Annotated in this window: 17 protein-coding genes; 13 read left to right on the forward strand and 4 right to left on the reverse strand. The window is 41.7% G+C overall.

The window, feature by feature from the left end; translation table 11 throughout:
* The 4 genes from asnS to BSG1_RS19910 form a co-directional block, all read left to right on the forward strand.
* Positions 1-1,116 (forward strand): asparagine--tRNA ligase (asnS, locus tag BSG1_RS15735; protein ID WP_006838131.1); only part of this gene is annotated, 1,116 nt, incomplete at its 5' end.
* A 1,013-nt stretch (positions 1,117-2,129) separates the two neighbouring features.
* The gene (locus tag BSG1_RS15740; RefSeq protein WP_006838133.1) at positions 2,130-2,837 is read left to right on the forward strand and encodes a DnaD domain-containing protein; all 708 of its coding nucleotides are present in this window, start codon (positions 2,130-2,132) and stop codon (positions 2,835-2,837) included.
* A gap of 140 nt (positions 2,838-2,977) precedes the next feature.
* On the forward strand, positions 2,978-3,628 hold the full coding sequence (nth, locus tag BSG1_RS15745) for an endonuclease III (protein WP_006838134.1): 651 nt from the start codon (positions 2,978-2,980) through the stop codon (positions 3,626-3,628).
* Positions 3,629-4,147, forward strand: coding sequence for a YpoC family protein (locus tag BSG1_RS19910; RefSeq protein WP_006838135.1), 519 nt, complete (start codon positions 3,629-3,631; stop codon positions 4,145-4,147).
* 38 nt (positions 4,148-4,185) lie between these two features.
* Here BSG1_RS19910 and BSG1_RS15755 read toward each other — a convergent pair whose 3' ends face one another.
* Complete coding sequence (locus BSG1_RS15755; protein WP_044023019.1) at positions 4,186-6,807, reverse strand: PBP1A family penicillin-binding protein; 2,622 nt, start codon at positions 6,805-6,807, stop codon at positions 4,186-4,188.
* Between the two features lie 79 nt (positions 6,808-6,886).
* Positions 6,887-7,492, reverse strand: coding sequence for a Holliday junction resolvase RecU (gene recU / locus BSG1_RS15760; RefSeq protein ID WP_006838137.1), 606 nt, complete (start codon positions 7,490-7,492; stop codon positions 6,887-6,889).
* A gap of 113 nt (positions 7,493-7,605) precedes the next feature.
* Here recU and BSG1_RS15765 point away from each other — a divergent pair, with 113 nt between their 5' ends.
* From BSG1_RS15765 to BSG1_RS15775, 3 genes are all read left to right on the forward strand, one after another.
* The gene (locus BSG1_RS15765; RefSeq protein WP_044023020.1) at positions 7,606-8,610 is read left to right on the forward strand and encodes a DUF2515 family protein; all 1,005 of its coding nucleotides are present in this window, start codon (positions 7,606-7,608) and stop codon (positions 8,608-8,610) included.
* Positions 8,611-8,975: 365 nt separating this feature from the next.
* Positions 8,976-9,236, forward strand: a complete 261-nt coding sequence (locus BSG1_RS15770) for a hypothetical protein (protein ID WP_006838141.1) — start codon at positions 8,976-8,978, stop codon at positions 9,234-9,236.
* Between the two features lie 330 nt (positions 9,237-9,566).
* A complete protein-coding gene (locus BSG1_RS15775; protein ID WP_006838142.1) occupies positions 9,567-9,923 on the forward strand; it encodes a YppE family protein in 357 nt (118 codons plus the stop codon).
* A gap of 159 nt (positions 9,924-10,082) precedes the next feature.
* Here BSG1_RS15775 and yppF read toward each other — a convergent pair whose 3' ends face one another.
* Positions 10,083-10,274 carry a YppF family protein gene (gene yppF / locus BSG1_RS15780; RefSeq protein ID WP_006838143.1) on the reverse strand — a complete coding sequence of 64 codons (192 nt, stop codon included), beginning with the start codon at positions 10,272-10,274 and terminating at the stop codon, positions 10,083-10,085.
* Positions 10,275-10,513: 239 nt separating this feature from the next.
* On the opposite strand from yppF, the gene BSG1_RS21420 reads away from it, so the two are divergent.
* Positions 10,514-10,984: a YppG family protein gene (locus tag BSG1_RS21420; RefSeq protein WP_052302404.1), complete on the forward strand. Its 471-nt coding sequence runs from the start codon at positions 10,514-10,516 to the stop codon at positions 10,982-10,984.
* Positions 10,985-11,439: 455 nt separating this feature from the next.
* Here the strand turns inward: BSG1_RS21420 and BSG1_RS15790 are convergent, their stop codons facing one another.
* Positions 11,440-11,883, reverse strand: a complete 444-nt coding sequence (locus tag BSG1_RS15790; protein ID WP_198008247.1) for an Hsp20/alpha crystallin family protein — start codon at positions 11,881-11,883, stop codon at positions 11,440-11,442.
* Positions 11,884-12,024: 141 nt separating this feature from the next.
* Between BSG1_RS15790 and BSG1_RS15795 the strand changes: the two genes are divergently transcribed.
* The 5 genes from BSG1_RS15795 to BSG1_RS15815 all read left to right on the forward strand — a co-directional run bounded on the left by BSG1_RS15795 (position 12,025) and on the right by BSG1_RS15815 (position 18,100).
* Positions 12,025-12,810, forward strand: coding sequence for an alpha/beta fold hydrolase (locus tag BSG1_RS15795; protein WP_006838147.1), 786 nt, complete (start codon positions 12,025-12,027; stop codon positions 12,808-12,810).
* Between the two features lie 104 nt (positions 12,811-12,914).
* Entirely contained in the window at positions 12,915-15,188 is a 2,274-nt protein-coding gene (locus BSG1_RS15800) for a DEAD/DEAH box helicase (protein WP_044023021.1), read from the forward strand.
* A 17-nt stretch (positions 15,189-15,205) separates the two neighbouring features.
* A complete protein-coding gene (locus BSG1_RS15805; protein WP_044023022.1) occupies positions 15,206-16,453 on the forward strand; it encodes a ribonuclease H-like domain-containing protein in 1,248 nt (415 codons plus the stop codon).
* Positions 16,454-17,146: 693 nt separating this feature from the next.
* A complete protein-coding gene (locus BSG1_RS21600; RefSeq protein ID WP_156791506.1) occupies positions 17,147-17,500 on the forward strand; it encodes a spore coat protein in 354 nt (117 codons plus the stop codon).
* Between the two features lie 42 nt (positions 17,501-17,542).
* Positions 17,543-18,100 carry a DUF1273 domain-containing protein gene (locus tag BSG1_RS15815; RefSeq protein ID WP_006838151.1) on the forward strand — a complete coding sequence of 186 codons (558 nt, stop codon included), beginning with the start codon at positions 17,543-17,545 and terminating at the stop codon, positions 18,098-18,100.
* Positions 18,101-18,135: the final 35 nt, after the last annotated feature.

The following is an 18,135-nucleotide window of genomic DNA, read 5'->3' on the forward strand; positions in this document are numbered from 1 at the left end:
GCGAAATCGATTACTCAAGAAACATCTTTATATGTGACAGGTGTCATACAGGAAGACAGCCGTTCTCCGTTTGGCTATGAGATGCAGGTAAAAGACATCGAAGTCATCCATGAGTCTGTGGACTATCCAATTACACCCAAAGAACATGGAACAGAATTCTTGATGGACAACCGTCATTTGTGGCTTCGTTCACGTCGTCAGCATGCAGTGATGAAGGTGAGAAACGAAATCATCCGTGCGACGTATGAATTCTTCAATAAAGAAGGCTTCGTTAAAGTGGACCCGCCAATCCTGACAGGAAGTGCTCCAGAAGGAACTTCAGAGCTTTTCCATACGAAATATTTCGAAGAAGATGCTTACCTTTCCCAAAGTGGCCAGCTGTATATGGAAGCTGCCGCGATGGCATTAGGAAAAGTATTCTCTTTCGGACCGACATTCCGTGCAGAAAAGTCAAAAACACGACGTCATCTTATCGAATTCTGGATGATTGAGCCTGAGATGGCATTTTACGAGCATGAAGACAGCCTTAAAGTACAGGAAGAGTATGTTTCTCATGTTGTTCAATCTGTGCTTGAAAATTGTAAACTCGACTTGGAGAGACTCGGACGCGATACATCCAAGCTGGAAAATATCAAGGCTCCTTTTCCGCGTATCACATATGATGAAGCTGTCAAGTTCTTGAAGGAAAAAGGGTTCGATGATATCGAGTGGGGAGACGATTTTGGTGCTCCTCATGAGACTGCTATTGCAGAAAGCTATGACAAACCAGTCTTCATCACTCATTACCCAACGTCATTGAAGCCATTCTACATGCAGCCAGATCCAAATCGTGAGGACGTTGTACTGTGTGCTGACTTAATCGCGCCAGAGGGATATGGAGAAATCATAGGTGGTTCTGAACGTCTGCATGATCATGAAATCCTGAGCCAGCGAATCGAGGAGCATGATCTTGATCCAGAAGCTTACAAATGGTATCTTGAACTGCGTAAATACGGTTCTGTGCCTCACTCCGGATTCGGCCTTGGATTAGAAAGAACAGTGGCATGGATCAGCGGTGTGGAACACGTACGCGAAACCATTCCATTCCCAAGATTATTAAACCGTCTATATCCTTAATGCTTTAATAAAAAACGACTGTCTTGTGATTGATTCAAGGCAGTCGTTTTTATCTTGAATGCTTTAAGTCAGCTTCCGGCTGCTTGAAATTAATTGTAATTCTCTAGGTCGGCTGTGGAGGGGGGAGGAGCCGTGATTTAGGCCGCCCCGGTGTAATGGATGAATAACTTAATCCTTATGAAATTATAGTCCTTTAAGCGGGCTGTAGAGAACGTTAGGGAACCATTTGTAAAATTAGAGACCTTATCCTGGGTTTAAAGGACATTGATGAGTTGTTTGCAGATTAATGCACTTTAAAGAGGTTAATAAAGGACGTTAGCGAGTCAATTTAGAAATTAAAGTCCTATAGCCGGCTTTTAAAGGACGAAAATGAGTTGTTTTAGAGACTAGAGTCCTTTAAAGAGATTATAAAGGACGTTAGCGAGTCAATTTAGAAATTAAAGTCCTATAGCCGGCTTTTAAAGGACGTTAATGAGTTATTTTAGAGACTAACGTCCTTTAAAGAGGTTATAAAGGACGTTAGCGAGTCAATTTAGAAATTAAAGTCCTATAGCCGGCTTTTAAAGGACGTTAATGAGTTATTTTAGAGACTAACGTCCTTTAAAGAGGTTATAAAGGACGTTAGCGAGTCAATTTAGAAATTAAAGTCCTATAGCCGGCTTCTAAAGGACGAAAATGAGTTATTTTAGAGACTAAAGTCCTTTAAAGAGGTTATAAAGGACGTTAGCAAGTCAATTTAGAGATTAAAGTCCTATAGCCGGCTTTTAAAGGACGAAAATGAGTTATTTTAGAGACTAAAGTCCTTTAAAGAGGTTGTAAAGGACGTTAGCAAGTCAATATAAAAATTAAAGTCCTATAGCCGGACTTTAAAGGACGGCTTTGAGCCGCTTTTAGAATCAAGACCTGTAAAGCGGTTGTAACATGGCCTTGCCAGCGCTTTTAATTTCTTTGTAGTCTTTTCCATGTTCAGTGTTTCTTTCATCATGATATACTATTATAGAGGTGGACGTATTATGGATTATAAACAATTGATGGTCAGCTGGGTTGAAGAGGGTACTGTAAGCATTCCTCAACTGCTGCTTTCCAATTATCATAAGCTTGGTTTAAGTGAATCAGAATTTGTATTGCTGCTCCAGGTATTTTCTTTTATTGAAAAAGGCAACGATTTTCCTACTCCTGAAGAACTTTCCTCCAAAATGAGTTTTTCCAGTGAAGAGTGTTCATCAATTCTCAGAAGGCTTGTTCAGAACCAGTTCATTGCTATAGAAGAAGGGAATTCAACAAGCGGAATTCTATATGAAAAGTATTCATTAAAGCCGCTCTGGACCAAACTTGCAGAGTTTGTTTTATCTGAAAGTAAATCGGACACCATGGAAAAAACACGTATCGATGAAGCCGACCTGTACACTGTGTTTGAACAAGAGTTCAGCAGACCGCTTTCCCCATTGGAATGTGAAACACTTGCCATGTGGGTAGATCAGGACGAACATAATGCGGTCATTATTAAAGCAGCACTTCGGGAAGCTGTGATTTCCGGAAAACTGAATTTCCGTTATATTGACCGAATTTTGTTTGAGTGGAAAAAGAATGGAGTCAAAACTATTGAGCAGGCAAAGAAACATGGAGAGCGTTTCAGACCGCATCAAAAAACGCAATCTGCTCCACAAACCTCTCAACCAGATAAGAAAACAGTACCATTTTATAACTGGCTGGAACAATAGCAAAAGGATTATGACATCTTATGTCATCAAGAATATTCAGCAAAGAAGGGATGTCACGAAGAAGGTGGCATTCCTTGTTTTTAAAGTGACTATTTAAGGGAATACATACCTAATATAAATATATAGTAGTGGTGAAAAATATGTTGAATAAAAATCAAATTGAGTATTGCCTGACGGAAATGGAGCAAATGTTTCCCGATGCCCATTGTGAATTGAATCATCGAAACCCGTTTGACCTGGTTATCGCTGTACTCTTATCCGCACAGTGTACAGATGTTTTGGTCAATAAAGTAACAAAAACGCTTTTTGAAAAATATAAGACGCCGGAAGACTATCTTTCCGTCAGTCTGGAAGAGCTGCAGCAGGATATCCGTTCAATCGGCTTATACAGAAATAAGGCAAAGAACATCAGAAGCCTTTGTGAACTTCTATTGGAAGAGTATGGCGGGGAAGTACCTCAATCGAGAGACGAGCTTGTGAAACTGCCGGGTGTTGGACGGAAAACAGCGAATGTAGTCGTTTCCGTAGCCTTCGGAGAACCTGCACTGGCAGTCGATACCCATGTTGAAAGGGTAAGCAAACGGCTGGGAATCTGCCGCTGGAAAGACAGTGTGTTAGAGGTTGAAAAAACGTTGATGAGAAAGATACCGCGGGAAAAATGGACCGATACCCATCACAGATTGATCTTTTTTGGAAGGTATCATTGCAAGGCTCAATCTCCACAGTGTGAGATTTGTCCTCTCCTTCATCTATGCAGGGAAGGCCAAAAACGTATGAAGAGGAAGAACTAGATGGAGAAGATTATTTCCTTATCTATTCCTGGACAAGTACAACATCCTGTGTTCTATCCGGATGTTGATGAAAAGGTTGCAATAGACAGCCTGAATCCGAATCCATTGAATCCCGTCTTTTCTTATGAAATACTCTTTTATAATAAGCGTCTGGAAACTTCGCCGCCATGGGAGAATACGTCGTATATCAAAGATGCGGAAGCGGAATGGCTGGAGCTCCGGGAAAGATTGAATGAAGCGTATTCTGCTAGATTCCCTGAAAAAATTGCCTCTTTAATGAAAAAGGCAATAGCCCATTTCGTGATGTACCTTTTCTGGACGAATGGAATGCCTGCAAATCCAGCAAAGTGGGAAGATGATTTGCAAAATATGTTGATAAAACCGGTCAATGCGGAAGAAAGATTGAATTTCGTGTTGGTGCGGCCAGCATTATTTCATTCCTACAAACAATTGGATCAATTATTTATTGAGCAAATGAAACAATATGCAAAGCATCAAGCGATTCATAAACATAGATAGGAAAACAGCGTCTGACATGAAGTCAGGCGCTGTTTTTATTATTCCTCACTATTGCTATTGTTGTTTCGGGCATTATTACCTGTGTTATTTCCATTACCCTGGCCATTGCCTTCATCATCTTCACCAGTGTTTTCTTCGGCAGGCGGATTTGTTTCGTCTTCATTTTCATTACCTTCGCCGTCACCTTGGCCATCCTGGTCTTCATCGTCTTCATTGCTGCCTTCTTGGTTCTCGTCATCTTCAGTGTTTTCTTCTGAATCTTCATCTTCCTCAGGTTCATCCTGATTCTGAACCGTAACAGTAACTGTTGCGGAGTCACTGCGCTGCTCTCCATCTACAGCTGTTACAGTGAATGTATAGGTGCCGTCAGCAGCAATATTTTCGACAATCAAACCTTTTTCTGGAGTGGTTGAGAGCACTTTTGCTTCTTCATCGTTGAATGATCCGGTTACCTCAAAGCTAGGTTTGAGTTCTTCATCCTCATAATCCCACGTAAGAGTGATTGTTTTCTCTTCATCATCAAATTCAGCTTCCAGACCGACAGGCCCAGGCAGCTTGTCATATTGTTCAGAAACCTGACTTGGTTCAGTTCCGCGAACAAACAGTTCATAAGTGATCTCGTCTTCAGGAGTGTAATCACTTGGAAGACGCGCTGGGTTGGATCCTTTCTCAACAGGGGCTTCAACAACACTCTTAGGCTTCTTAAAGTCTGGAGTGTCAATGTCCTGTGATACGTAGCTCATAATGTCCTTTACGATGTATTGGGCGATTCTTCGTTCTTTAGGGTTTAAAGAGTATTTAATTTCTTTGTACCCTGTCCAAACAGAAGCAGTATAGTTTGTAGTGTAACCTACGAACCAAGAGTCAGGGGCTTCATTTTTAGAAATATCATGTTTGGCCCTATATTCTTTAGCATAGTTGGTTGTTCCTGATTTACCGGCCATTGGTAATCCGGGAACATTTGCATAAACACCCGTAGCTCCTGGGTTGAGAACGTCTTTTAGCATATCATTAATCATATAGGCAGTGTAATCCTTCATAACTGTTTTAGGTTCAGGATTAACGTTCACTTCAGTCTCGCCATCTCTTAAAATAACTTTTGTCACTGAATGAGGTTTATTATAAACTCCTCCGTTACCAAAAGCTGCATAAGCTCCAGCCATCTGAACACTGTTTACTCCAGGTGTTCCTCCAATAGCAGCGGATTCGTAAAGAGGTTCATCAAATTTCAAACCAAGATTTGCAATGAATTCAGTTCCTCTTTCGATACCAACTTCTTTTAGTGCTTTAACTGCCGGGACATTACGAGAATCCCACAAAGACAGACGCATAGAGACATTGCCTTTAAAGGCTCCATCCCAGTTATTAACTTCTCCACCGTCATCATACTCATATGGTTCGTCCTTGAACTGATGGTAGGTTGACCATTTTTCATATTCAATTCCTGGTGCATAATCCAGTAACGGTTTAATCGTCGAACCTGGCTGTCTTTTTTGATCTACAGCAAAGTTGAATCCACGCTTACTTTCTTCACCGTATTTACGTCCGCCGCCGATCGCCCTTATTTCCCCAGTTTGAGTGTCAAGGAGAGTAATCCCGGCTTGCATTAACTCCTCAAACCTTTCAGGGTACGCAAAATCAATCGCTTCTCCTGCGAGGATGGCTTCGACACGTTCCTGTGCATTTGGGTCCACCGTAGTGTAGACCTTTAAGCCATCTGTGAAAAGGTTATAGTCCCCGAGCTCGGCAACTTCGTCGATGACTACATCGATGAAGGCTTGATATTTGTCGGTAGCCCTTTCTTCTCTTGCTTCTTCTGATACGAGTGATTCAGTAACAGGGACTGCTTGGGCCTGTTCCATTTCCTCCTGAGTGATTTTCCCGTGCTGGTGCATCAAGCTGAGAACAATGTTTCTTCTCTTTTCTGCTTTTTCCGGATAATCAAAAGGATTATAGTTATTAGGGCTTTGCGGCATTCCTGCGAGCAGAGCTGCCTCATGAAGCTCAAGATCTTTCAATTCTTTACCATAGTAGTATGTTGCAGCTGTACCAAACCCGTTAATGCCAGCTGACATATAAACTTTGTTGAAATACATTTCAAAGATTTCCTGTTTCGTATAATCCTGCTCCAATTTAACGGCAAGCCATGCTTCCTGTGCTTTCCGCTCAAGTGTTTTTTCAGGAGTAAGGAATGAACCTTTGATGACCTGCTGTGTCAGGGTACTGGCACCTTCTGAACCAAATCCGTTTGTCACGTTGGCAATAACAGCACCGCCGAGGCGGATCAAGTCAATTCCATTATGTTTGTAAAAACGGTTATCCTCTGTTGCAAGAATTGCTTCTTCCATTAGAGGGGGAATCTGTTCATAGTTCACATAGTCCCTTTTCTCGGTCCCGACGGTTGTTATCAGATCTCCATTCATGTCAAAAATCTCTGATGCAATTGGATCTTTCAGGAGCGATTCGTCTAATTCCGGAGCTTTGCTCGCATAATAAGCGAACAGTCCCGCACCGGAAAGCATCCCGATGATTCCAATGATGAATAAACTGATGATAGCCTTGGCGAAAAAGGACTTTTTCTTTCCACTGCCTTTTCCTTTGGCTTTAGCTTTTTGCTGTGCCATGCGTTTTTCTTCCCTGGATTTATATTGACCAGCCATAATGTGTTTCCTCTCTTTCATCTCATCTACCTAATGCGGAAGCAGTACATAGCAATCTGCAGCGGTAGATATCCTGTTTTCAAAAGTATAACGAATGAACGGTCTTAAGATAATCAATCCGCGGGTGTAAGCCCAGAGGGATCTTTACCCCGTCTTTCTCAATCTCTTCTTTCTTGATTGATTTCCGGCCGCCCTGTTCCATTCTTTCCCAATATTTAAAAAGCTCTTTGAATTTCATAAAATATATTTCTTCTGTTGACGAAAAACGGATCAAAATAAAAGCAATTCCATCCTGGACATCCACCTGTTGCATATGATTGATTTGGTGAGTATGGAGATTTTGAAGTGGAAAAGAGGATTTGTTCTTCGTTTCTTTTGCTTCAAAATCAATGTACCTGCCTTTATATAACCCATTATAGTCTGTTGTCGAAGGCTGTTTAAAATAGGCCTCCTTAATGACAGCAGCACTTCGCTGGGGATAGTGGACATCGACGATTTGTACAGGTGTCGGCTTCTTATGGATGACTGCGATACCGTTAGCTAAGTAATATTGGTTTGTTTCATTAATATCTTCCTCAAGTGTCATCCCCCGGTTACTGTAGGACACTTTCTTTACAGCGGTTTTTGGACCGGCTGTGGAAGTCTTAGGAATAAATTTTTTCCCATTTGGATAATGGAAGTTCATATTCACACCTCACAAACTAATCTATATCATATCAGATACGTCAAGAAGATGGGTGAATAAAATTGCCTATATCTCGTTAACATAACCCTATAATGACGAACGAGGCGGTTTATATGAACAAAATATCCTTTTTTCAACCGTTTTTACCCGATTCCTCCCATGTTGAAACTCCTGAACATCTAATCAGCATCATTCGGGAAAAGACCTTTCAGTATAATCGGGATAATATCTCAAGAACAAAGGCTTACCAAAAGTATTACCTATTACATCCGGAAATAAAATGGTCTTTTTTAGCCTCGATGGTCTCACGGAATGCCGGGTGGAACATGTGTGATCTGAAAGGCGCATGGTTTCCAGCGGTCATTGATAAAGAAACACGGAAAGATCTCTTTCTGACATATGAAAGGGCGAATTGGCTCATCTTTCAGGATGTTTTCCCACAGTTGCTGATATATCACTATAAGACGGAAATGGATGAAGAAATGTTTCACTTATTACGTGAATTTTTTGTGTCTGACTTTATGCAAAATGAATGGAAGCGGTTCCGGGAGGAGGGAGACAGGGACAGGCTGATGCAGTCTCTTATCATTAATGAGCAGAATGTGATAGAGGAGCCAGTCATACAACATCCGGTGTATAAACGGAGGGTGTTTAAGACCAAGTTATTTTTTCTTGAGGACCATTTTCATTTCAGCTCGGTTGTCTTTCCCACGAAGGGAGGAAACTTATATGGAGCAAGTGTAAGTGACTTCAGAAAGCTGGACAGCAGAATTTCATTGGGGAACAGACTTTCCAAAATTCTGTTTAAGGAGGACTTGTATTTTCTTTTTAAAGAGTTTGCACTCTCAACTGAACCTACCGGGTCAAGGAGAGATTATGAGCGTTACTGCAAGGATGCCCCTTTTACTGGCACACCTCTTCTAAGGACCGTTTATGGTGTGAAAGAACATCATATCCACACCCCCCTGGGGGACTGGTCACAAAGGAGAAAGGTGAAAGAAAAATGGTTCAGGCGCTCACAGTTTAAAGAACCAGTGAAATTAACGAAGTGGTACTTTCAAAAACAGAGACAGCTGCAGAAACTGATCAAGATAGAAGAACTCTTTCGTAAAGAATGAAAAATAGTGCCGGTGAAGCTCTGGAAGAGAGCTCGCCGGCACTTCTTAAACTACTGTTATATTAAGTGGATGGACGGTCCGGTCCTGCTAATTTCGGATTCCCTTGCCCAGCTTTTGTTTCATTGCGTTTTGCTTCTTTTATTCTTTGCTCTTTGCTTTCGTTTTTAGCCATAATCCCTTAACACCTCCTGCTTATATTGTTCTAATTTCAGCTTGTTTTCATGCAGTTTTTCTGTCGAAATTCTGTAAGCAGAATGTACTATTCAGACTTTCTTTGCCGAAAGAGTACTAGTTTTGTCATCGAGGAAGGGAGCAGGAAAAAGAGGGAGAATACTTTAATAAACAAAATGTGAGGAGGCTTTACAATGGTGAATAAAAATGACCTGCTCTTGTTACTGACCGATATTGAAAAGCAGCTGGATGAGCTGGAAGAGAAGATAAATGAAAAGGTTTGTGAAGAAAAAAATGCTTTGATCACTGAAAGGAAAGTAAAGGTGGCCAAGGCTGAAAAAAAATATGCCAAAGCAGAGACCAGAGTCCTTCTGAAGATGAGCCTATACGGAGAATCGCCTCTCGATAAAGCCCGTCAGATGAATAATCTTGAATTATCCTATAAAACCACATAAAATGAAGAAATAATCGAAGTAGCTGACCAGCTGCTTTTTTTTCTGGTCGCAAATTTTGATCTTAGTTGAGGAAGCGCTATATATGTCCTTTTAATACGGAACTTTAAGCTAGGGTTTCTGTTATTTGGTACTAACTGGGCAGGTATCTCGTGGAATTTTGAATCTCACTGGCCCGATAACACCGTGGAATCGAAAACGTATTACCGACCCATAACCGTGGATTCCCGAAAAAATATACAGATTTACCCGGTGAATTTTCGGTGGTGAGATCTATCAGCCGGGTCTTCGTCGGCAATAGATAGCAAACATAAAGATAAGGAGGGGCGAACGGTGAATAACCTTAAACAATTAACTTCGGAAATCCTGGACATGAATGGAGAAATCTTAAGGATATATAAAGAGACAAGAGAACGTGGAGAAGAAGGTGATTTTTACAAGGAGGTCAAACCTTTTGCTGATGAGGCTAAAGAGAAAATTGATCTTTGGCGAGAAATTGCCCTTCAATGGATGAAAGACGAGAGGCCAAAAAATCTGCATCCAAGCCAAATTATCAATACAGCGGAAAACTTTGAAATGATTTCAATTCAAGCATTCTTTCCGAAAGCCAGTTACAAAAAGTTCATCAGTCATTCTCAGTCCGTGCATTATGTGTTGAAGACGGTGCTGGATCAGCTTTCCGGCAACTAGCACTGCACTCTGTTTGCTGTAACCCTTGAGGGTGTGAACCAGAAAGAGCAACTGGTGCACCGCGGAGTTGTGTAACATCGGAAAAAGGGTTAACACCAAATAGTAAACATGAATAGGGAAGGGACAGGAATCACGAGGATCCTGTCCCTTTATTAGTCCCTAATTTGAAACTGTTGGAGATTCCGTTACTGGATAGGCGGTTTCAATCTCTTTAACGAGCTGCCTGTACTCATTGATGGAAATATCATTCAATATGTAACATTTTCGGGTAAAAGTTAAAAGTTCATTCAGTGTGGCAGGTTTAAAATGGTATTTCTCATGAAATAATTGCTGAATTTCTTCTAAGTTCATTAAAAATTCCTCCCCCAGTTACGTTTGTATTTTGCGGGATACCCCGCTTCCCCTTACAAGGTTATACTAACATGAATTTCCTATATTCGAAGTTGTAAGAAAAATGGAACTTCCGACAAAAAATACAGAATGTCGAATGGTGTTAAGACATTTTTTTGTAGGGAGATAGGGCTCCTGCACATTTTCCTGACTGAAACATACTTTATAGCAGAGATTCCTTTGTCAGGAGGATGAATGGAATGTATCATAATTATAATAGAAGAAGCTTTGTCCATCGTTATAATGGATACCAAACGAATTACCAAGGAATGAATCCGCAGCCGTATCAACAACAGATGCCTTATGCTCCGCCAATTCCATACGGATATTCGGGATACCCAAATCAGCAAGGCAATTATAATTTATATCCACAGCAGCAGCCAGCCTACAATAATCAGTACTTTCAAAACCCCCTGCAGCCTGAGGAAGCCAATTATTATCCACAGCAAGGAAGCTATAACGAATACCAGGGCATGACAAACCCCTATCCTAAAGGAAGCTTTATGGTTAAACCTCCCGCATCCGGTGTGGGGACAATTATGAATTCATTTAAATCACAGGATGGTTCCCTCGACTTCAACAAGATGGTCAACACTGCAGGACAAATGATGAATGCAATGAACCAGGTGTCTTCGATGGTCAAGGGGCTGGGCGGGATGTTCAAGGTATAGCAGCAACAGAAACTAAGAAAAAAGCTCAGGGCGATCCTGAGCTTTTCTATTTGATAAAGGCTGTTTCGATTAGATTGTGCCTTCAGAATTATCCAGAGGGCTGGAAAAGAGCCGTGGTAAAAGAATAAAGTTAAATGTTGTCTTATAAGGCGTTCATAAGACACCCTAACAGCAATTTCACCTTATTTATGGTCTTTTGAAGCATTCATAAGACCCGTAGGCTGAATTTCCTCTTTTTTTGTCTTATGAAATTTCCATTTGACACCCTGACAGCATGCTCTTTTTTCGGCTAAGCCGCTTTTGTATTGTCCAGCTTCACCGGACAACGCCTAGCGGATTTGGGTCTCCGTCCTTGCAATAAGTAATCATCGAATCACAATCGTCCTTCGTGATTCTTTTATCACATGCAAGCTTTCAATCCCTGCATCGCTGATCAGCGGCTGCCGCTTTTCTCCTTACAATTCAACCTTTTTCCCCCTGAGCTTTCCGAGTTTAAGGGTCAGTAATCCATCTTCGTAATTCGCTTTTACCTTTCTTTCATCGACCATGCCGGGCAGCGGGATGGTTCTGGTGTTCTGCTGTTTCAGCTGCTTATGGAAGATGGCGTTTGATTTTTTGTCTTCCGAAGTGAGAATTTCCTCATTCTGCACTGAAATGGTTACATGGTTTTGAAAGATGTCGATATCGATTTGGTCTTTTTTTACTCCAGGAAGTTTCACAGTAATGGTGTAGTCATTCTTGGTTTCTTTAAGATCAATTGGGAAGCCTCCGAAAGGAAATGGTGATGAGAAAAATTCATCAATGCTTTCCAGGATTCCGCGTACGGGTTTTTCTTGAAAGAATGAGTCCATCAACTCGCCAAACTTGGGTCTTTTTTTATCAGGCAGGTTACCATCCATCATACTTGTCTCCTTTCAGACCGTTTTCACCAATCATTTTATTCGGGACGGGGGAGAAGTGTGTTATTGTCCATGGACGTTTAGCGCGATTAGATAAGGGCAATATAAAAAAATAGATTCTGAAAAAGGGTGGGGTTAGCAATGGATACTCAACGTGTCGGAATAAATGAACTTGCTTATAAAGATCATGGTGAAGGGCAAACGGTCATTCTCTTACATGGTTTTTGTGGAAGTTCAGAATATTGGGAGAAGGTCATGCCTTTATTGGATGAATTCCGTGTAATAGCCGTAGACCTTCGCGGACATGGAGAATCCGGGATACCTGAAGGCGGTTATTCCATTGAGGACATGGCAAATGATATCAACTACTTCATGGATCAAAAACAGTTGAAGGATGTCTATATGTTCGGTCATTCGCTGGGAGGATATGTGACATTGTCCTTCGCAGAGAGATTTCCGGATAAGCTCAAGGGCTTTGGACTGATCCACTCGACCCCGCTGCCTGATGATGAAAATGGCAAAGACAAACGAACGGAATCCATCAAGAAAATAGATTCAGAGGGGATGGAATCTTTCATAGACGGACTTGTCCCCAACCTGTTTAATCAGGAGAGGCTTGAAGAACTGGAAGATGTCATCGATAATGCTAAACAAATTGGTTATAACACCAGTCCCGCAGGTGCCAAGGAAACCTTAAAAGCCATGCGCAGCCGAGGTGATCTACGGTCAGTAGTACAGGACAGCCGGATTCCAGTCTTACTTGTGGCTGGAGCTAAAGATTCGATTGTACCGCAGGAAAAAACCTTCATCGTCGACGGAGACCAAGTGAAGAAAGTGGTACTTGAAGACTCTGGGCATATGGGAATATATGAAGAACCGGAAAAATTGTCATTAGAAATAAAAAAATTCATCATAGATCTTAAGTAAGGACTAAAATGCCGGGTGGGTTGGCCAAGCCAATTATTACCTGGCATTTTTTTCTCTTTTTATTCGAACGTTTATTCGCTAAAATAAGAAGAGAGGTGAAAAGCATGCTTCGGAAAAGAAATCTGCAAGAGATGATCGATCAATTTCAGCATCAATCAGAACATAAAGGGCAAATTGTCCATTGGCATACAATAGAAGAAAAACAGGCACAGGTGAAGGATTTACCGGAACGGATCCATCCCAAACTGAAGGGGGCTCTTCAAAAACGGGGGATTGAAAAGCTTTATACCCACCAGGCAACGGCATTTGACACAGCGATGAGCGGGAGGAGTTTCACAGCTGTAACCCCAACGGCCTCAGGTAAAACGCTATGCTACAATCTGCCGGTCCTGCAGTCGATACTGGAAAATAAGAATACGAGAGCCCTTTATATATTTCCTACAAAAGCTCTGGCACAGGATCAGAAGAGCGAAATCAATGAAATCATAGCCGAAGCGGATGCCGCGATCAATAGCTATACATACGATGGAGATACTTCTGCCAACATCCGCCAGAAAGTAAGGAAGGCAGGACATATCGTTATCACCAATCCTGATATGCTGCACTCGGCGATCCTTCCTCATCATACGAAGTGGGTGTCACTGTTTGAAAATTTGAAGTACGTTGTCATCGATGAGCTTCATATTTACCGGGGCGTATTCGGCAGCCATGTCAGCAATGTCATCCGCAGGCTCAGAAGGATTTGCAAGTTTTATGGAAGCGACCCTATTTTTATCTGCACATCTGCAACGATTGCCAACCCTCAAGAGCTGGCAGAAGGACTTACCGAAAAGGAAATGACTTTGATTGATAATAATGGGGCACCAAGCGGAAGGAAGCATTTTGTTTTTTATAATCCACCCATTGTCAATAAGCCATTGAACATCAGGAGAAGCGCCACGTTGGAAGTCCGGGATATTGCCGGTTCTCTTTTGAAAAATAAAATTCAAACCATCGTCTTTGCGAGAAGCAGGGTTAGGGTCGAAATCATTCTTACCTATCTGCAGGAATTGGTGAAGTCGCAATTGGGTCCGAAGTCGATACGAGGATACCGGGGCGGCTATTTGCCGACGCAACGGAGGGAAATTGAAAAAGGCCTTCGCAATGGAGAGATTTATGGAGTCGTCAGTACCAATGCACTTGAACTTGGGGTCGATATCGGTCAGCTGCAGGTATGTGTCATGACCGGTTATCCCGGCACGATTGCAAGTGCCTGGCAGCAGGCGGGAAGGGCTGGAAGGAGACAGGATGAAGCGCTTGTCATAATGGTTGCGAGTTCCAGTCCTTTGGATCAGTACATCATAGAGAATCCTCAATACTTCTTTGAAAATTCTCCTGAGACTGCCAGGATCAATCCGGATAATCTTATTATTCTCATCGATCACTTGAAGTGTGCAGCCTATGAATTGCCTTTTACAGATGGAGAACAATTTGGTGGTTTGGATATAGAGGATATTCTCGATTTCCTCGCAGAAGAAAGGGTTCTTCATAAGAATGGTGAAAAATGGTATTGGATGAATGATTCATTCCCTGCTCGTAACATCAGTTTAAGGTCAGCTTCCCAGGAAAACGTCATTATCATTGATCAAAGTGATGTGGCGAACGTGAAGGTCATAGGGGAAATGGACAGATTTTCAGCCATGACACTCCTTCATGACGAGGCGATCTATTTACATCAGGGCTTTCAGTATCAAGTAGAATTACTTGACTGGGAAGAGAAAAAAGCCTTCGTCAGGGAAGTGGATGTCGATTACTTTACGGATGCTAATCTGGCGGTTCAACTGCGGGTACTTGAGGAGGACAAATCCATGGCCAGTGAAGCATCGGAGACAGCTTATGGGGATGTCACAGTTCAAGCCATGGCTACAATTTTTAAAAAGATAAAGTTTGATACTCATGAAAATATTGGGTCCGGGCCGATACACCTGCCGGAAGAAGAATTGCATACCAGTTCCACATGGGTGTCCTTAAAAAAGGAAATAAACTTATCAACTGACCGTATCGAGCAGGGATTGATTGGTCTGGCGCAAAGCCTAAAGGCGATCGTCCCGTTATTCGTTATGTGTGACCCGAGTGATGTCTATGTCGTCCCTCAAGTGAAAGCGGCACACAATGAAAGGCCGACCATCTTTATTTATGACCGTTATCCTGGAGGTGTCGGCCTCAGTGAAAAAGTTTATGATCAAATGGGAGAAATCCTGCAGGAAGCTAAGCGTATGATTACGCGCTGTCGTTGTGAAAGCGGATGCCCATCTTGTATCGGGACAGATATTTCTTCAGAGGATGCAAAAAACGATGCGGTAAAGCTGCTTGATTTGTTCTTGGAAACACAGGAATAAGGGAAGGAGGGGTGAAGATGTCACTAAAAAATAAGTTAAATCGCATGAAAAGCCATATTGTAAGGGATCAGATGGAGAAGGAGCCGAAACAGCCGGAACCAGTTCAGTCAATTGAAATTCCATTTATGGATACATGGGCGGCTCATGGAGTCCAACCTTATTATTTGGAAGAGGATTACTGTCTGATCCGTGAAAAGATATACAATCTATCGGATTATCATGGTAAGTACCGGCTTGGACAAGTCCAAGAAGCGGTTGAGGCATGGAATCAGTTTGATGGAATTCACCCCTTGTCTGCCAATGGCTTATCTTCAGAAGACCTTTTCTTTTTTGATACTGAGACCACCGGACTAGGAGGTGGGACAGGGAATACGATTTTTCTGCTCGGTTATGCAAAGATAACAGGAGATAAACTTGTGCTCAGGCAGCATATCCTGCCGCAGCCTGGCAGTGAAATTCCTCTTTACCACAGTTTTTTGGAGAAAGTTGACTATAATACGCTTGTCACGTACAACGGAAAAGCATTTGACTGGCCGCAAGTGAAAACGAGGCATACCTTAATCAGGGAACACGTCCCAAAACTTCCCTCTTTTGGGCACTTCGATTTATTTCATGGCAGCCGAAGACTGTGGAAATCAAAAATGGATTCCGTGAAATTAAGTAATGTTGAAAAAGAAATCCTCGATTTTCATCGTATAGATGACGTGCCGGGTTACCTGGCCCCGATGATTTTCTTTGATTTCGTTGAGCGTAAAGATCCGGAAGGCATGTTAAAGGTACTCTTGCACAATGAATTGGATATCCTCTCACTTGTCGTCCTGTATACTCACCTTAGTTTTCAAATTCTCGGTATAGATTCATCTCAGAGCTCTGGCGAGAAACTGCTTGTCGGAAAGTGGTTTGATTATCTGGGAGATAAGGATCAGGCAATAGACAGAATGGAACGATTGGTGAAAGAAACTGCTGGTGAAGAGTCTTTGGCTGCGAAGCATTCCCTGGCATTTCAGTATAAACGGATGAAAAGATATACAGAAGCCTATGATTATTGGAACGAGGTTTCCGAAACTGGTCCGGAGGAATTGAAAATAGAAGCATGCATCGAATTGGCAAAGCTTGCAGAACATCAATTCAAACAATTGGAAAGAGCCATGGTGTTTAGTGTAAAGGCATATGAGGGAATGGAACAAAGAACAAATAGTAACGAAAAGTACTTGAAAGAAGTGGCGAAAAGAATACAGCGCCTGGAAAGAAAATTAGCGAAATAAAGGAAATTTCCCGGGCAACCGCAGTATTCGCTAACTTTTTTAAGTGTTGTCGAAAAATCGATAAAAGTTCAGAACCAGTTGTCAAAAAGGATAATTGGTTCGAAAATCTTCCTACCTTTTAAAAGATTAAGTAGAGACATTGAACAACAGCTGACAAAAGTCTGTCACTTTATCCATTAATTTCTTATTGAGGAATCCTTTGTACTTTTGTAAAATGTTGAATTGTGTTGAAATTTAGTAGATTTCTATGGAGCTTTTTTGTGACCATTATTACAATGCGAAAATTCACAGGGATATTTTCACGGACCTCGCTTGCGTATTCTAATCGGATAGGGAATACAGGGGTTGCAAGAACAATCCTTTTGTGAACAGCAGTAAGGAAAAACAAAAACAGCTCCTAATTATAAGATGGATAGGATGAAAATTGATGAGTAGAGCTTTGGTTTTTCTGTTTTTTGTTGTCATATGTTTAACCGCTTTCATCTTTTCGAGCATGAAAGACGGTTCTTACACGTTCCTTTAATCATTTATTACTGGGTGTTATAACGGCTGTGTTTTTCGTAGAAAATAAGAAGAAGTATGCCAGGTGAGTCATTCCGTTGTAAAAATAGGTGTTTGCATTAGTACATGTTCCCTCCTCTCATCATAGGCTGTTAATGTAAGGATACAAAGATGATGAAAGGAGAAATTAGTATGCATTGCAGACCTAATCAAGTTCTTCCGACCGTTATGCATCCAACGAAATGCTGTAAGGTGAATAACTACTCAACGTATGAAGTCCCTCATGTTCATCCTCAGCATACGACGATCGTAAATAATCAAATGTATCAGCATAAGCATTACTTCCCGCAAACTCAATCGATGGTGGACAGCGTATCACACCAGCACCAGGCGCCGCTATGGGACCTGGACCAGAAGGAGGTCCTGGCGCTATGGGGCCGATGGGACCAATGGGCGGACCAGGACCGTTTGGACCGGGAAGATAGCGACTTTAAACAAGGGCACACAGTGTCCTTGTTTTTTATTTTACAAAGCTCTCTGAATTGATTATAGTGTAGAGTACAAAGTTATTGGCAAGGAGGTCTGGAGGTGGGAAAAGTTGCAGCTGTAACCGGGTATAAATCATTTGAATTAGGTATCTTTAAGGAAGATGAGCCCGCATTAAAGTACATTAAGGCAGCGATTCAAAAACAGCTCGAATCCCTCCTTGAAGATGGACTTGAATGGGTATTGATCAGCGGACAGATTGGGACGGAATTATGGGCTGCAGAGGTGGTTTTCGATTTGCAGTTGGAGTATCCCGATTTAAAGCTCGCAGTTTTGACTCCTTTTTTGAATCAGGAAGAAAAATGGAGTGAAACGAATAAGGAATATTATGAAATGATCATCTCCCAGGCCGATTTTGTAGATAGTGTTTCCAAACAGCCATATACAAGTCCTGCCCAGTTCCGTAACAGGGATCAGTTGTTTTTACATAAATGTGATGCGATCGTCATTTTATATGATGACGAAAAGGAAGGTTCCCCCCAATATTTTTTCAAGTCAGCAAAAGAGTACCGTGAAAATAACTCACTGGAGATCCGGCAGATTACATTCATGGATTTGCAATGGATAGTGGAGGAAGAACAATTCAATACTATTGATTGAAAGAAAAATTGACAAATGGGGCTTTTTTGAAAAAA

Origin of the sequence: Bacillus sp. SG-1, assembly GCF_000181495.1 — a bacterium.
Classification (GTDB): domain Bacteria; phylum Bacillota; class Bacilli; order Bacillales; family Bacillaceae_B; genus Rossellomorea.

What these genes read in the sequence shown, in the direction of transcription:
- BSG1_RS21600 (WP_156791506.1), top strand. Translation starts at nt 17,147, where the DNA reads ATGCATTGCAGACCTAATCAAGTTCTTCCGACCGTTATGCATCCAACG.
- BSG1_RS15765 (WP_044023020.1), top strand. Translation starts at nt 7,606, where the DNA reads ATGAACAAAATATCCTTTTTTCAACCGTTTTTACCCGATTCCTCCCAT.
- BSG1_RS21420 (WP_052302404.1), top strand. Translation starts at nt 10,514, where the DNA reads ATGTATCATAATTATAATAGAAGAAGCTTTGTCCATCGTTATAATGGA.
- BSG1_RS19910 (WP_006838135.1), top strand. Translation starts at nt 3,629, where the DNA reads ATGGAGAAGATTATTTCCTTATCTATTCCTGGACAAGTACAACATCCT.
- BSG1_RS15795 (WP_006838147.1), top strand. Translation starts at nt 12,025, where the DNA reads ATGGATACTCAACGTGTCGGAATAAATGAACTTGCTTATAAAGATCAT.
- yppF (WP_006838143.1), bottom strand. Translation starts at nt 10,274, where the DNA reads ATGAACTTAGAAGAAATTCAGCAATTATTTCATGAGAAATACCATTTT.
- BSG1_RS15805 (WP_044023022.1), top strand. Translation starts at nt 15,206, where the DNA reads ATGTCACTAAAAAATAAGTTAAATCGCATGAAAAGCCATATTGTAAGG.
- BSG1_RS15800 (WP_044023021.1), top strand. Translation starts at nt 12,915, where the DNA reads ATGCTTCGGAAAAGAAATCTGCAAGAGATGATCGATCAATTTCAGCAT.
- BSG1_RS15770 (WP_006838141.1), top strand. Translation starts at nt 8,976, where the DNA reads ATGGTGAATAAAAATGACCTGCTCTTGTTACTGACCGATATTGAAAAG.
- BSG1_RS15740 (WP_006838133.1), top strand. Translation starts at nt 2,130, where the DNA reads ATGGATTATAAACAATTGATGGTCAGCTGGGTTGAAGAGGGTACTGTA.
- BSG1_RS15755 (WP_044023019.1), bottom strand. Translation starts at nt 6,807, where the DNA reads ATGGCTGGTCAATATAAATCCAGGGAAGAAAAACGCATGGCACAGCAA.
- nth (WP_006838134.1), top strand. Translation starts at nt 2,978, where the DNA reads ATGTTGAATAAAAATCAAATTGAGTATTGCCTGACGGAAATGGAGCAA.
- BSG1_RS15790 (WP_198008247.1), bottom strand. Translation starts at nt 11,883, where the DNA reads ATGGATGGTAACCTGCCTGATAAAAAAAGACCCAAGTTTGGCGAGTTG.
- recU (WP_006838137.1), bottom strand. Translation starts at nt 7,492, where the DNA reads ATGAACTTCCATTATCCAAATGGGAAAAAATTTATTCCTAAGACTTCC.